Source organism: Enterovibrio nigricans DSM 22720 (assembly GCF_900167155.1).
In the GTDB taxonomy this organism is placed as follows: Bacteria; Pseudomonadota; Gammaproteobacteria; order Enterobacterales; family Vibrionaceae; genus Enterovibrio; species Enterovibrio nigricans.
The window spans coordinates 1-15,596 of record NZ_FUXU01000088.1 but is presented as its reverse complement, the minus strand read 5'-3'; the positions used below and the strand labels follow the sequence as shown (position 1 = coordinate 15,596).

The following is a 15,596-nucleotide window of genomic DNA, read 5'->3' as shown; positions in this document are numbered from 1 at the left end:
CAATGGCATAGAGAAAATGCGTTTCACCATCAGTGCGGTAGTAATGGCTAAGTCGCTGAATCGGCGAGGTCTACCACGCTTGCCTTGTTTGTTTTGTTTCCACTCAGCTATCGTTTCCTCATCAATCCAAAAGGTCAGAGAACCACGGTTGATTAAGGCTTTGTTGTACTGCTTCCAGTTAGTTGTTTTGTAACGAGGTTTAGACATGAGACTACGACGATTGATGGGTGTAGCCGATCAGATCGTAGCTTCTAGATTTAGTTCCATCGATTTAAGCAACAAAGCCGACTACCAGTGCAAGCACCTAACGGTGACCAATGCTCTGGTTAAGTGTTCCAGCGTAACTTGTCTCAATGAGGTGAAACATGTGCGAAAATAATGAACAAATAAGTGAAACTTCCGGAGAAAACCCATTCGGGTACGAAGTATTTCAATATTCAGGCGCGGGGGAAACGTCAATTGGAATAGGGAAAGGGATAGCCTTATATCTAAATAATAGTAAAACAAGAGGGGAATCAGGCAACATAGTTCCGGGTCTGGAAAGCTTTGGCTACATACTTGGTAGTGCGGGCGGTATCATGTCTTCTGTCCAAAACTCTAACGAACAAAGCCACAAGAACATAAAATTCATCAATAAAACACCCTATACCATCATTCTCAATAGAGTCCATGGTGACAAACTTAATAACGCCTATGTGAACGAGTCATTTAGTGGCTTATGCCCCGGAGAAGAAGGCCTCCTCTCATTTTCATTGAATACAGATTCTTCACTGGGCTCTATCGATTTTTGGACCCAGTTTATCATTATGACACCGGATATCGGTACTTACTCAGACCCAGAGAAAGGTCAACATGTAGTGGTCGACTTAAACCTTAAAGGAATAGGCGAACGCTTTGGATTCAGAACTTTCAATATAGGAGGAAAGTCCTATGAACTCCACCCTGGAAGTTTTAATAACACCATCGCGGGGATCTCGGTATATGGGAACTTCGTTTTTAGTAGTCCAAACTATCGCAATCCATCCTTCTCTATTGCCAGCTTTATACAAGAACAGGGTACGTCTGATTTCAGCGTAGTTTTCCTACCTTTCAAATATTATTAAACAGATTAGGTGTTGAGCACCCAATGTATTAAGTGGAGATTACAAGATGGCACTCGAAATTCATGTAGGCACATCAATTGACGCTCATATTAGTTATAGTCGCGACTTTGCTAATTTTAATGCTTATGTTGCGTCGCTTGAGGAACAGACACCTCAACGATTAGGCGCACTCGCGTCAATTAATGCAGCCACGGCCATAACAAGTGGTGTTGTTTCATTGTTAGGCGGTGCAAGAAATTTAAAACGTGAAGAACAAGCTTACCGGCTAGAGGTTAATATAAAGAACTGCACGACAGGTCTTATTGGTATCGTAGAATCAGACACCCACAGCGCAATGACTTCTACGTCACACATTATGCCTAGTGAATCGGGCACAGTCATATTTACCGAGAAGGTGGGTAGTTTTCAGGAGTCAATTGACAATTGGAACACACGCACTAGCCCAACTTTATACTTACAATTAATATCCAGTGATGGTCACACACAAGGGATTGATATTGGTATATCGGATGAAAGCAGTCATAGCTCTAAAACAATTTGCGTTCCTTTTGTAAAAGAAAATGGAACTAACCCTAGCGTTACAAATCCATATTTGGACAACGCAAACAGTGATCTAAATTCACCTATTTTTTATTTCACTACAGCCCAAAACAAAACCTTCTCTGTTAAATCAATGCCAATATCAAATGATGATTCAGCATCGATAACCATCGAGATTGTTGAAAGGGTTATACCACGTTGATGAACTTGATTTTTCTTTTTGCATGAGAGCTGCGAACTTGGTATTAAGTAGTTTTCGAATGCACTCAAAGAAACCCTAGCCACAAAGATTTGGGTGGATGTTCCTCTATCGTCCATCCAAATCGAAGCCTGTTATTTTCATAATTAAGACGCGCAAGTTTCAGTATGTCTGGTACAGTCATCGCTATAAATATAACAAAAAAGCCAGAACTAGGTGCTTACCTAACTCTGGCTTTAAATGAGATTTAGAATATATCTAACAGCGAAACATACACGTTATGGCTGTTTCGACAAATTCGTTATTCTCGTCTCGATTTACTCTTTCCCGAAAACGTTATTTTCTTGTTCTTGGACGCGAATAAATGTCGTGCGCTTAGTCAATTCTTTCAGTTGCGCAGCACCCACGTAAGTACAGGTAGAGCGTACACCGCCAAGAATGTCAGAAATGGTGTCGTTTACTGTGCCACGGAATGGAAGCATAACCGTTTTACCTTCTGCCGCGCGGTATTTTGCTACGCCACCAGAGTGTTTAGCCATCGCGCTTTCAGAAGACATACCGTAGAACTTCATGAACTGTTTGCCATCTTGTTCAATGACTTCGCCGCCGCTCTCTTCGTGACCTGCCAGCATACCGCCAAGCATCACGAAATCTGCACCGCCGCCGAATGCTTTCGACACGTCACCCGCACAAGAACAACCACCGTCGCCGATGATGCGGCCGCCTAGACCATGAGCTGCGTCCGCACATTCAATAATGGCAGACAGTTGTGGGTAGCCAACGCCGGTTTTAACGCGAGTTGTACATACTGAACCCGGGCCAATTCCCACTTTAACGATATCCGCACCCGCAAGGATAAGCTCTTCAACCATGTCGCCAGTAACAACGTTACCTGCGCTGATCACTTTGTCTGGGAACTCTGCGCGAACACGTTCTACGTACTCAACCAAGTGCTCAGAATAACCGTTCGCGATGTCGATACAGATAAAGATCAGCTCATCAGACATTGCCATGATTTTCTGCGTTTTCTCAAAATCTGCTTCAGACGTACCGGTAGATACCATTACATTATTCAGCGTTTGCGTATCAGATTCAGCAACAAATGCTGCCCAATCTTCAATGGTGTAATGTTTGTGTACTGCAGTCATACAACCGTTTTCAGCCAGCGCTTTCGCCATGGCGAAAGAACCTACTGAATCCATGTTTGCAGCAATGACAGGAACACCAGACCATTGACGACCGCTATGTTTGAATGTAAACTCGCGGGTTAATTCAACTTGAGAGCGGCTTTTTAGGTTAGAACGTTTCGGGCGAAACAGTACATCTTTGAAACCCAACTTCAAGTCTTGTTCGATACGCATGTGTCTTTTCCTTACTAATTAAGACGTTGCCCTATTCGGACATTGCTCATGATGCTTTACTGCTGGCAGGCAGTTCAGAAGATCACCAATGAGCAGGCACAAAAAAACCGGAGCGTTGGCAGACGCTCCGGTTTTCAGTATTATAGGAACAGAAATTTTATTAACAAGACTGATATTTCATTTTTTTTTGTGATATCTTTTATAAGATTACGTCCTTGAAAAACCACTTCCTTCCTTCTTTTTTTACCGCCAAGAAAAAACTAACTGATTGTTTTAATTAACTTTTCAATAAGTAACTCTTTGATTGAGATTAATTTTCTTCTCACCTTTTCGATAATTCCTTATTCCCAAAAAGAAAAGGCCACGTAACGACGCAGCCTTTATTTGTTATTTCCTTACATTTACATCATCTGCCACGGTCCCCATTCACCACTGGCTGTTGGATCATCACCTTGCGTCCAATACTTAGCTTGGTACGTTACACCGTTTATCACAACCTGATCGCCACCATGGTATGCGGTAGTCGCATCCCATGTTGAATCACCTGGGTTTGGATTTGGATCTGGTATTGGGTCTGGGTCAGGTACTGGATCGGGAGTCGGGTCTGGATTTGGTATCGCGCCACCGCCACAACTGCTGTCGCTCGTTTCTGTCCAAACTCCCCACTGCCCTGTTGTGCCAGGCTCTTGACCTTGAGTCCACCAGCCCGCTTTCCATGTTTTTCCAGCATGACTCACAACATCGCCAGTGTCATAGGTCGAAGTAGCGTCCCACGCAGTTGTACATACTTGGTCACTTGTTACGTCAACCGTGCGCGGAACTGACACGGTCTGACCCGCACTATCTGCAACCGAATAAGTTAACGTATACGTACCAACAGTCGCTGTATCCACTTGCCCTGAAACCTTTATTGCAGCTGTGAGGTTGCCGTCTTCAGTATCACTGGCGGACACGCCATTCAACGCATTAAACGCCGTACCAACCTTGATAGTGACATTGCCAACGCCGACGAACACAGGCTTATCACTGAACACTTCTACAGTGCGGTTAGCGGTAGTGACGTTATTATCTAAGTCTGACACTGTGTACACTAAACCCGTGGTGCCCAAGCGAGTTGTATCTACCGTGCCTTCGACAACGATGCTAGTCGTCAAATTACCGTCTTCTTTATCGCTGGCACTGACACCATTCATCGGATTAAACACAGCATTTTGACGTACCCTGGTGCTATCAACCCCATTGATAACTGGCTTACCCGTGACAGGTACGCCATCATCAATCACCCTCACGCTTGGGTATCCCTGATGCGAACCGTATTTGTTGGTTACACAAGCCTCATAGTCACCCGGAACAAGAGCAGAATACGCAGTTTGATAACCCACCAACTTACATTGGAAAGAAACAGGAAAATCTGGGGTGTAGGTATAGTCTTGTTCCCAGTTGGTATACAGCACATCTGTCGCGCCATTGAGGTTTAAACTGCCGTAGGGCGTTTGTTGCCAACAGGTGTTGGTTTCATCGGCTTCAATGGGGATTTGGTAATGGGCAGCGAGGCCTTCCCAATAGCGAATTCGGTTTACTGGCTGGCCTTTGTCTTTGTTTTGCTCACCACATTCAATACCGCCGTTGATGATATTGATGGTAGTGCCAAATCCATAACCGATACCCGCATCTGTTTCACGCTGAGAAGGTGACCATGTACGGTCGATAACATGCAGCATGGCGGGCTTTGGTGCCTGAGGTGTCAGGAAGAACCAAATGGCTGACGCCAAGTTTAGCCAAGAATCCGCAACAAGCGCTGGATTGTTCAACAGTACAGTAGCATCACCATCGAACATGACTTCAGAAAAAGGGCCATAGTTAAAGTGATAAGAAAGCTGTTTTGCCCCACGACCAAAATAGCCCTGCCCTGGCGCACAAGGCCAACGGGCGTTTTGCCAATCGTTTTGACCACACCCAGTAGTGTAACCTTCCTGACCTTCAGACCATCCCATCTCACGAACATGAACCAAAGCCTGCTGCCATTCTTCTAAGGCTAAGGGGTTATCCCAAACGTTATCAACGGCAATATGTCCACCGGTTTCTTGAGCAAAGTGAGCAAACGCTGTAATGATGGATTTCTTACAGATAGCATCGGCATCTCGGCCATCTGTGTAGTCGCCACAAAATGCAGGGAACTTACCAATCGCTTTAAGAAAACGCGCATAGGTGTACTCAGGTGCAGCCATTTGAGTAAGGAATGCCCAATCTGAACTTGAAAACACCCTTTCTGCACGTTTTACGTTTACGGGGTTAGTCGCCAAGCCTGGATGAATTGCGTCAACGACCGTATTCGGCTGTGTTCTGAGTGCTTGGGCCCAAACGTCATACATTGGGTCTGTGACTTTGGCTGATTCTGCAGCTTGAACTTCAGAGCGCAACAACACGTAGCCTCCCGGATTATCAGGATCCGGTTGTGGGTTCATTGTTACGCCCGCTTGCGCGAGGAAGCTAGCACTAAAAATAGCACTGGCCAGTACTGAATGTTTCATCGTATGTTTCCTTATCAAAAATGGACGATCGGTGGCGTATTACCGACGATCTTTACTGCAATACTTGTTATGTTTTAATGCGTACGAATAAACGCTTGGCAAATATGTAACTTGCCGAACGACGTACTTTTACCGAAAGGTTGTATGCAGCGTTATCCAATATAGATGGCTTTCGCTAGAGAGGTTGAGAGTTATTTCGCAGCGAAATGTAAGAGTGTCTATCATGCTTCGAAATTACGAGAAACCTCATGTTATTACCATGTTAAAATATGACACAACGCAAATATCAGGAAAATGAAATCCCCTTAAATACCAGCTATTTACAACTAGACACACATTTAAAGTTGAGTGTTTTGTTAATAAAGTATCTTGTTATCAGTAAATGACTTTCATTCACCAGACAAATAACAGCACCATTTACTACGTTGGTTAAGGCACTATGGATACAATCAAAGAAATTATTCAAACACTACACAATGCCGGAGACGCAGAGATTGCCAAACACTCCTCTCGATTTTTCAAATCCGGCCCCGGAGAGTACGGCGAAGGTGACAAATTCTTAGGGATTCGTGTACCCGTAATTCGCCAGTTCGCGAAGCAATTTAAATGCTCTGACTTAGAGACTCTCTCCGCTTTACTTGATAGTGATTGGCATGAGGTACGTTTGCTGGCGCTGGTCATTCTTTCAGAGCAATTCAAAAAAGCATCGCCCCCAGTGAGAGATGACATATTCGCCTTTTATTTGGCCCACACTGACCGCATTAACAATTGGGATCTCGTGGACTGTTCTGCGCACATCATTGTAGGTGGGCACTTGGTTGAAGCCGATAAAACAATCCTGTACACCTTGGCTGATTCTATTTCGCTTTGGGAGCGGCGCATTGCCATGATGGCGACCTTTACCTTTATTCGCGCCAATCAATTAGAAGACACGATCAAGCTCGCGGAGTTACTGCTCAAGGACAAGGAGGATTTGATCCACAAAATGTGTGGTTGGATGCTAAGAGAAATGGGGAAACGAGACGTTCAACGACTGAAAGCATTTTTAGATAAGCATATCCAGACGATGCCGCGCACGATGCTGCGCTATGCCATCGAAAAATTACCCAAAGAAGAAAGACAAGATTACCTGACTCGCTAAACGTTAATACGACACTATAGTGCTTTTATTTTTCTATTCAGCTCGTAGCCTTCATCCGTGACGAGCTTTTCCAACACTTCAACACGCAACTTTAGCGCGCTAATTTCATTCAACAAATTTTCACGCTCGTGCTTCTTGTGGTTCGCTTCAAATGCGTTCAGTGCTGTTCTGTAGTCAAAATAGCTTTTAATGGTTTTTGTCCCCGCACCCACCGCGACAACAACAACGATAAACAGAAACACATCCATGTAATTTCACCTCATATGATTCCGACTTTTGAGTCTTAATCTTTATAAAGGATAAAACGTCAACGCACAAAATAAACGCATCAAGTCGCTGAGTTGCTTCAAAATAATTGTGTTCTGCAGAATAAAAAGGAGAGCAATAATGCTCCCCCTTTTTGATATACGATAATCACTACGGCACTAATGTACTGACCATTGTGACAGGGTGCGTTTAAAATCCTGATAATCAAACTCGTTCAACCGCTGCACTTCATCATTACTACGACGGCAGTACACGGACGGCATACGTAAGCCATTGAACCAGTTGAGTTTCACCATGGTATAACCCCCACTGTCCATAATATGAAGGCGCTGACCAATCTCTAATGGCTTATCAAAATTCGCGATACAGAACTGGTCACCGGCCAGACACGAACAACTGCCAATGACATAGGTGTGCGCTCCGTGCTCACTCGATTCTGCAATTGACGCAGGCTCGTTGTATATCAGCGTATCTAGACGGTGTGCTTCTGTCGCGCTGTCCACAATGGCCGTTTTCATTTCGTTCTCAACGATATCAACCACTGTGACAACTAAGTCTGTTGTCTTGGTAATGATGGCTTCACCCGGTTCTAGATAGAGCTGAACGCCGTGCTTTTCGCTGAAATTTCTAAGTGCCAATGCCAGTTTCTCGATGTCATAGCCCGGCCATGTAAAGAACACGCCGCCGCCAAGACTCACCCATTCCAGCGAATCTAAATAGCAGCCAAATTTATCGGAAATTTCATCCAGTAAACGGACAAAAGCATCGACATCTTTGTTCTCACAATTCATGTGGAACATAACACCCTGAAGAGACGCAAAAACCGCGGGTTCAATCTGATCAAAATGAACCCCTAGACGGGAAAACTTCCGCGCGGGATTCGCCAAGTCTTGACCCGCATAGCTCACGCCGGGGTTGAGCCTTAAACCCAGCGACGCTTTGCCTTCTACCAAATGGCGGTAGGCCGTCAGTTGGGATTGGCTGTTGAAGATCATCTTGTCACAGATATCAGCTACGTCTCGTACATCATCTTCGCTGTACCCGACGCTGTATGCATGGGTTTCGCCGCCAAAGGTTTCATGACCCAGCTTTACTTCGAATGGACCACTGCTTGTTGTGCCATCAAGATAAGGTTTGATGATGTCGAACACTCCCCACGTCGAAAAGCATTTCAAAGCAAGCACCAACTTCACGCCTGAAAGTGCTTTCAGTTGCTTTGCCTTTTCGAGGTTCTCAATCAGCGTCGCTTCATCAATTAAAAAGTAAGGGGTCTTCAATTCTGTTGGGTTCATATTGTTTCATTCTCTCGCACTGCCAGATACAACAAAGCCTGAGTACACATTCCATGCTCAGGCTTTTTCACAAGATTATTTCAAGATGTTGATAACTGGCTCGCTTGGCTCCAACTCTTCAACGCCCCAACTCAAACCGATAGAAGGAATTAGCTCTAGGAATGGATCAGGGTCAAGCTGTTCCATATTAAACACACCGTTACCCTTCCAATCGCCTTTGAAGTAAAGAAGTGCTGCTGTAATCGCTGGCACGCCCGTGGTGTAAGCAATCGCTTGATGCTCTACGTCTTCATACGCCACTTCGTGATCGGCGTTGTTATAAACGAACACACTGCGCTGCTTGCCATCTTTCTTCCCTTGCACCCACGTGCCGATGCAGGTTTTTCCGGTATAGCCCGGAGCCAAGGAGGTTGGGTCAGGCAAAAGAGCTTTAAGCACTTTTAGGGGTTCAACGACAGTGCCATCTTGCAACGTGATAGGGTCAGGACTTAGTAAGCCAATATCGCGCATGCAATTAAAGTAGTTCAGGTAACGATCACCAAAGCCCATCCAGAACTCAATGCGTTTTGCTGGGATGAACTCTTGCATAGAGCGTACTTCGTCATGGGCCATCGAGTAGACTTTGTGCTTGCCTACTAACGGGAAATCGAACTCCATCATGCGGGTGTGACAGCCGACTTGTTTCCATTCACCGTCTTCCCAGTAAAACGAGTCACCCTGAATTTCCAGCATATTGGTTTCTGGATCAAAGTTGGTCGCAAACTTCTTACCGTGATCGCCGGCGTTCACGTCCATCACATCGATAGTGTCGATTTCATCAAAGAGGTGTTTAACAGCATAGGCTGCGAAAACACTCACTACACCAGGGTCGAAACCTGCACCCAGAATACCGGTGATACCTGCTTCTTCGAATTTCTCGCGATAGCCCCATTGCCAATCATAAGCCTGTGGGACTTGCTGACCTTCCGAACATAAATCCACCGCTACAGAGGTATCAAGGTATGACACTTTTGCTTGATAGCAAGCTTCCATGATGGTCATGTTCACCCACGGAGGACCGGCGTTGATCACCAAGTCAGGTTTCACTTCATTGATCAACGCAACCAGTGCTTCCACGTCATCCGCATCTACGGCGCGCGATACCAATTTTTTACTCGTATCTTTCAAGTTTTCGCGTTTGTGAATCGAGGCGATGATAGCCTCACACTTGCTCACCGTGCGAGATGCCAGTGTGATGTCACCAAAGATATCATTGTTTTGTGCGGCTTTATGCGCAATAACCCAACCCACACCACCTGCACCAATTTGTAATACTGCCATGTTCAAATTCCTTTCAAAAACTGCCGGACATACCGACAACAATTAGAGTGAAGTCTGTTTGGCGATTTCATTCGCCAACGTATCGAGTTCATTGAGTAATTGCTCAAAGTCTGTCAGTAACAAACACGGGTTGAGCAGTGTAAACTTCAGTGCCACCTTGCCATCAACGATGGTTTCGCCAACAACAGCGCGACCTTGTACCAGCGCATCCAATCGGATCTGCTTGTTGAGTGCATCCAAATCCGACCCTTTTTCATTCCCTTTAAAGCGGAACAATACCGTCGACAAACACGGCGCGGCCAACAGCTCGAAATTCGATCGATGATTGACCATATCAGCGACAAGTTGGGTTTGGTTCAGGAGATGATCCACCATTGAACCAATGGCTTGTGGTCCAACGTTTTGCAGCGTCATCCAGACTTTCAGTGCATCAAATCGACGTGTCGTGGCAAGAGATTTGTCAACAAGGTTTGGTAGCACATCCTCTTCTCGGTTGAGGTAGTCCGCATGATGACGGATATAACGGAAGTGCGATTTATCTTTGAGGATCACCGCCCCACAGCTAATAGGCTGGAAGAACATCTTATGAAAATCGATGGTCACTGAATCTGCGCGCTCAATCCCTTCCAAACGAGCATGGTGGCGGCTAAGTTTCAACGCGCCACCGTATGCTGCATCAACGTGCATCCACATACCGTGTTTGCTTGCCAAATCAGCAACATCATCCAGATCATCAACCGCACCATGGTCGGTCGTACCCGCCGTCCCAGTGATCACAAAAGGAATCAGCCCTTCAGCTTTCAGTGAAGAAATGGCCTCTTCCGCCGCTTCCACGCTAATCGTGCCATCGCTGTAGGTATCGACACACACCACTGCGTGCTCACCCAACCCCAATAACGACGCCGATTTCTGCATGGTGAAATGGGAGTTTTTGGAGCAAATCACCCGCAGTTTGTCAGCGAAATCTGGCAAGCCGTTTTTCTGCACATCATCACCACTTATCGCTTGGATGATGTGGTCACGCGCCATCAACAAACCCATTAAGTTGCTTTGTGTGCCGCCACTGGTGAATACACCGTCTGCGGTATCATCAAACCCAAAGCGACCACACAACCAATCAGTCACCTCTTGCTCAATGAAGGTCGCCGCACTGGCCTGATCCCACGAGTCCATTGACTGGTTTAGCGCCGTAATAAACGCTTCCGCGGCAACGGCTGGTAGCATGGGTGGCGTATGAAGATGTGCGATAGTATGAGGATGCTGAACAATGATGGAGTTTTTCCCTATCAGCTCGCTTGTTTCATCAATAACATCAGACAGAGACTGTGGGTTTTCACCGAGGTGCGCGCGACGAATCTGCGATTGCAACACCGTTGGGTCAATACCGCTGTAGGGCGATTCTGTGTTCTCGAATATTTTCTTAAGCGCTTGTGTGCTCTGGTTCATGGCTGCTTCAAAACCATCGGCTCCGTGCTTACCCACATGAATAAAATGTTCGCGCCAGCTATTTTGGATAGTATTGATAGGCTGAACGACAGGTTTAGGCTCAACCAAAGAGTCAATTGCACCTTGCAGAGCATTCAAGGCAAAATCGATTTGTTCGAAGGTGATGATAATTGGCGGCAAGAAGCGTAAAACAGATCCTTCACGCCCCCCTTTTTCAATGATCAAGCCACGCTCCAGCGCAGCACGTTGAATCGCGATCGTCAGTTCTGGCGCAGAAAGCGGCTCACCAAATTTGTTTTTCGCTCCCTCTGGGTCACAGATCTCGATGCCCAGCATTAAACCTTTACCGCGCACATCCGCAATACAGCGGGTTTTCTCCGCGATTTTTTCCAAGCCACGGCGAAGGTAATCACCCGTCACTTGCGCTTGCTGTGCCAGATTATCGCGACGAATGATTTCCAGTGCTTTTGCCCCTGATACCATTGCTAACTGGTTCCCGCGGAACGTGCCAGTATGTTCACCGGGCAGCCAGGTATCGTTCTCTTTATTGAAAACCAAAACAGACATGGGCAATCCACCACCCACGGCTTTTGACAGACAAAGAATATCTGGCTGAATTCCCGCTTCTTCAAATGCGAAGTGGGTGCCTGTTTTGCCTATGCCACACTGAATTTCATCAAAGATCAGTAAAATCCCGTGTTCTTGGGTGATCCTACGTAGCTCTTTAAGCCAAAAAGCAGGGGCGGGAATCACACCACCTTCACCTTGCACCGGCTCGACGATGATAGCAGCGGGTTTTTGAACGCCACTTTCATCGTCTGCCAGCATACGTTCTATATAGCGAAGTCCCTGACGTGCACCTTGCTCGCCATGTAAACCAAACGAACAACGGAGATCATAGGGAAAAGGCAGAAAGTGAACATCAGGCATCAATCCTTGGCGACGAGCTTTGGTATTGAGGTTTCCCATCATTGCCATCGTGCCATTAGTCATACCATGGTAGGCACCGTGGAAAGCAGCAATGGTGTTGCGTCCGGTTGTTTGCTTCGCCAATTTTATCGCCGCTTCCACGGCATCTGCGCCCGAAGGGCCACAGAACTGAACTTTGGCGTTTTCAGCGAAATCTTGAGGAAGAAACGCCATCAACTCACGAATAAAGTGGTCTTTCGCGGGCGTTGTTATGTCGAGTGTTTGGTAGGGAATTCCCGCATTGAGTTGCTCGATCAAGGCTTGATTGATTTCAGGATGGTTGTAGCCCAGAACCAAGGTTCCTGCACCAGCAAGACAATCAAGGTAAACCTGACCACGGCTGTCTTCCACCAACACGCCATACGCTTTCGCTATCGCGACCGGCAGCCTACGGGGATAGGAGCGCACCTCAGATTCATAGTGCTCCTGACTGAGTAGTAGCTCATCAGGCGTAAGGTCGTGAAGCCCTTGCAAAACAGGAACAGGACTCGGGACCTTGGTCCCTTGATATTCGGTATTAAAGCTTATCATTTTCTTAGATCTTCCATGTTCCACCGACCGCCAACATCTTAATGATGCGCAATTCTCCCTGACGAAAACTCACAGGCGAGTTAACCCACAAAGAAAAGCCAACTTAGAACGGACGGTGCACACCCCCAATGTATACATCGGGAAATACCCGCAACAGCGCCTCATGCGTGTTTAACGGAAACCAAAGTGTGTTTTTGAGAACGCAGATACAGCGACATTAAGCATCACGATCAGGTCGTGGGTTAGCCTAATAAAAAGGTGATTGCGTCTCTGAGAAGCGGATAGATCAAGGCTCAGTAATAATACTGCAATTTGGTAAGACGAAGCTGAAGTGTGTATACGATTTGATCACTGTTGGGTTCCTCAATATGCCCCGACCCTTTGGGTCAGCCAGCTCTATCAATGCCCTTCTATTGGAGAAGTATTCTCCAATACCTACCTGCGACAACAACTTCTTCAACATTGTGCCGCGTGTGTCTCGAGAAACGCGATGCCCGAGATTGTTGCAAACCCTAACATAAGCTGTTTTTTAGTTACAAGTAGAATTTTATCAATATCACAAAATACGATTAAATCTTTGTTACATCCCATAAAAGTATCACTTTCAAACAGCCAGACTGCCGTGATAACGCCAAGCGCAAATGTACTCCCGGCCCTTTTTTGATCTTGATAACGTCGTAAGAATTTCACACATCGATTAGTTCCACAGAAGCCACAATTCACACCGCTTGCACTACTCAACATTGCTGACTTCGGATATAAAACGACCATCAAGATAATCCTATATCTTCTTGATATTAATTGGTTATTTTACAAGGTTGTAAAAATAATGAAAAAAGCAGTACTTTCACTACTCGCTGTTTCTATGTTGGCGGGATGCGCGACAGGTGACACACCTGATGCTAAAAAAGCAAATGCGAGAAAAGACACGCAGGCGGCACTTCACGCAATTTATAACGATCACAAAGGGGCAAAATCTGCAGTAAACAAGGCGTATTCCCATTTGGTATGTACGGGTAGTGACAGTTACATTTTTGCGGCATCTTCTGGTGGCGGTATCTGTACCTATCATAAAGGTGGAGCCACAGAGTATTATCGCTTTGCATCACTGGGCGCAGGGTTGGGTATTGGGTTTAAAAAAGTAGCCTTCCTCTACGCATTTCACGATAAAGCAGCCATGAAGCGATTTGAAACATCAGGCTGGGATGCAGGCGCAAAAGCGGATGCGACGGTAAGAGCAGATGACCAAGGCGATCAAGCGGCTGCAAATGCGTCATTTGATGTAGATGGCGTAAAGATTTACCAATCCGCCATTTGGGGCGCGGCAGCACAAGCCACCGTTCAAGGGTACAAGTTCTGGGAAACCGATTTTACCGAAGACTTTGTGTCGATGCCTGAGTAAGCGTAAAAAAGGCCTGTAGATAGACATTTCTTAGGCCTTTTTTACTTATAGATTCTATAGGCTCTGGTATGATAGCCCGTTTTTTAAACAGACTTAAAAGATCGAGATTTACAAAATGTTGTCTTATAAGAATAGAATAACTTTTTTTGAAAGCATACGAACGTAGAAGCAGAGAAATGAACAGATTGCAGAAAGTACACACTTTAATTTCCATATCTATAATTATAGCCATATCTATTCCTGTAGTTTTAAGAGGTGGTGCTGATAAAGATTTCTTTTTGGGAATTACGATAGCTATCTCCTTGTATTTTCAATACCTAATAAACGCCTACAATATAATGCGAGTTATCGCAATCCCAATAACAACCACTCTAATGTTATCATTCTACGGACTGCATATGTATGACTTATTTGGAAGCATGATCATAAAAGGAATGCCTTTATTTTACGCTCTTCTTTACGGCTCTATTTATTATCACTTAATTTACTCTATAAGAAAATATTATGGACATATTATCATTAGATAGTTTTTCAAACCTAAAATGAGAGTGGAAATAATAAAATAAATCAGAATTATAGCAACGCCCATCCCGATATTACTTTTTAATTTTGGTATAACCATACTCTTTATTACAATAGAAGCTATATCATAACAACCTTAGAGAACCAGAAATCTCATTTTGAGAGCATGCTAAGGAATGGAAAAGTGACGTACAAATCCCAGATCCAAAATGATGATTTAACATTTATCGATATGTTTATGGGAAAAGTTAACTGTGATATATTATAACATTAACAGCATAGACAACATTAATGTTCGACACTCTATAAGCAATGCATTCAAAGAGGAATATATTGAGGAACTGAAATATAAACGAAACCTTATACCTGAACGATAAATCCTCACGAGAGCTTTGTAATTACCTTCCGATAAGAAAGTTTTGAAATGCCACAATGAAGTTCAAACCATCGGAAAAGGTTGGTGAGAAAAATAGCAACAACAATGATTGGAATAATAAACACAGATTCCTTATACTAGATCAAAAATTAGACTACACGTGACCTAATGATGTTTATAGGACACTACCACACTTACAGAGAATATTTTTAAATGAATGGTGATTTTAAGGATTTTTTGTTTAGATCCGAAAACATAGCATATAAATATAGAACCAACATTCCCTTGAGAATAGGTGCATGTGCCATTCTATCAGCATTAAACTATTTAGTTACCAATGACAAAACAATGTCTATTTTAATGGCTGTACTTGCTGACACCTACTACTCAGATATATTTGGAACCAGACAAATGACTCCAGCCGAATATTTCAAAAATAGAGATGACAAATACGAAAACATGAAGAGACACTTAATGATAAATGGCATTTTTATGTTTATTTTGTATTTCACAAGGCTTTGTTGCTTAAATCGATGGAACTAAATCTAGAAGCTACGATCTGATCGGCTACACCCATCAATCGTCGTAGTCTCATG

12 protein-coding genes are annotated in these 15,596 nt (G+C 44.7%); 5 read left to right on the top strand and 7 right to left on the bottom strand.

The features are described from left to right. Positions 1 to 207, bottom strand: a 207-nt coding sequence (locus B5D35_RS19955; protein WP_170915173.1) for a transposase, incomplete at its 3' end; no start/stop codon positions are given. On the opposite strand from B5D35_RS19955, the gene B5D35_RS24385 reads away from it, so the two are divergent. The 3 genes from B5D35_RS24385 to B5D35_RS19945 are packed head-to-tail and all read left to right on the top strand — an operon-like array spanning position 206 to position 1,845. After that, the gene (locus B5D35_RS24385) at positions 206 to 379 is read left to right on the top strand and encodes a hypothetical protein (protein ID WP_170915229.1); all 174 of its coding nucleotides are present in this window, start codon (positions 206 to 208) and stop codon (positions 377 to 379) included. The genes B5D35_RS19955 and B5D35_RS24385 overlap by 2 nt on opposite strands. Then, on the top strand, positions 366 to 1,103 hold the full coding sequence (locus B5D35_RS19950) for a hypothetical protein (RefSeq protein ID WP_078754261.1): 738 nt from the start codon (positions 366 to 368) through the stop codon (positions 1,101 to 1,103). Before B5D35_RS24385 ends, B5D35_RS19950 begins: the two co-directional genes overlap by 14 nt. A 46-nt stretch (positions 1,104 to 1,149) precedes the next feature. Further along, a complete protein-coding gene (locus B5D35_RS19945; RefSeq protein ID WP_078754260.1) occupies positions 1,150 to 1,845 on the top strand; it encodes a hypothetical protein in 696 nt (231 codons plus the stop codon). Between the two features lie 314 nt (positions 1,846 to 2,159). Here B5D35_RS19945 and B5D35_RS19940 read toward each other — a convergent pair whose 3' ends face one another. Both B5D35_RS19940 and B5D35_RS25540 read right to left on the bottom strand, forming a co-directional pair. Then, the gene (locus tag B5D35_RS19940; protein WP_078754259.1) at positions 2,160 to 3,203 is read right to left on the bottom strand and encodes a GMP reductase; all 1,044 of its coding nucleotides are present in this window, start codon (positions 3,201 to 3,203) and stop codon (positions 2,160 to 2,162) included. Positions 3,204 to 3,604: 401 nt separating this feature from the next. After that, the gene (locus tag B5D35_RS25540) at positions 3,605 to 5,734 is read right to left on the bottom strand and encodes a glycoside hydrolase family 19 protein (RefSeq protein ID WP_425291248.1); all 2,130 of its coding nucleotides are present in this window, start codon (positions 5,732 to 5,734) and stop codon (positions 3,605 to 3,607) included. 439 nt (positions 5,735 to 6,173) lie between these two features. Here B5D35_RS25540 and B5D35_RS19930 point away from each other — a divergent pair, with 439 nt between their 5' ends. Further along, positions 6,174 to 6,875 (top strand): DNA alkylation repair protein, encoded by a 702-nt coding sequence (locus tag B5D35_RS19930; protein ID WP_078754258.1) that lies wholly within the window; start codon positions 6,174 to 6,176, stop codon positions 6,873 to 6,875. A 14-nt stretch (positions 6,876 to 6,889) separates the two neighbouring features. Here B5D35_RS19930 and B5D35_RS19925 read toward each other — a convergent pair whose 3' ends face one another. From B5D35_RS19925 to B5D35_RS19910, 4 genes are all read right to left on the bottom strand, one after another. Then, a complete protein-coding gene (locus tag B5D35_RS19925; RefSeq protein WP_078754257.1) occupies positions 6,890 to 7,123 on the bottom strand; it encodes a hypothetical protein in 234 nt (77 codons plus the stop codon). Between the two features lie 177 nt (positions 7,124 to 7,300). Then, complete coding sequence (gene nspC, locus B5D35_RS19920) at positions 7,301 to 8,434, bottom strand: carboxynorspermidine decarboxylase (protein ID WP_078754256.1); 1,134 nt, start codon at positions 8,432 to 8,434, stop codon at positions 7,301 to 7,303. 75 nt (positions 8,435 to 8,509) lie between these two features. Further along, complete coding sequence (locus B5D35_RS19915) at positions 8,510 to 9,754, bottom strand: carboxynorspermidine synthase (protein ID WP_078754255.1); 1,245 nt, start codon at positions 9,752 to 9,754, stop codon at positions 8,510 to 8,512. A 42-nt stretch (positions 9,755 to 9,796) separates the two neighbouring features. Beyond that, positions 9,797 to 12,700 carry a pyridoxal phosphate-dependent class III aminotransferase gene (locus B5D35_RS19910; RefSeq protein ID WP_078754254.1) on the bottom strand — a complete coding sequence of 968 codons (2,904 nt, stop codon included), beginning with the start codon at positions 12,698 to 12,700 and terminating at the stop codon, positions 9,797 to 9,799. 829 nt (positions 12,701 to 13,529) lie between these two features. Here B5D35_RS19910 and B5D35_RS19900 point away from each other — a divergent pair. Continuing rightward, positions 13,530 to 14,102, top strand: a complete 573-nt coding sequence (locus B5D35_RS19900; protein WP_078754252.1) for a lipid-binding SYLF domain-containing protein — start codon at positions 13,530 to 13,532, stop codon at positions 14,100 to 14,102. Positions 14,103 to 15,596 lie beyond the last annotated feature (1,494 nt).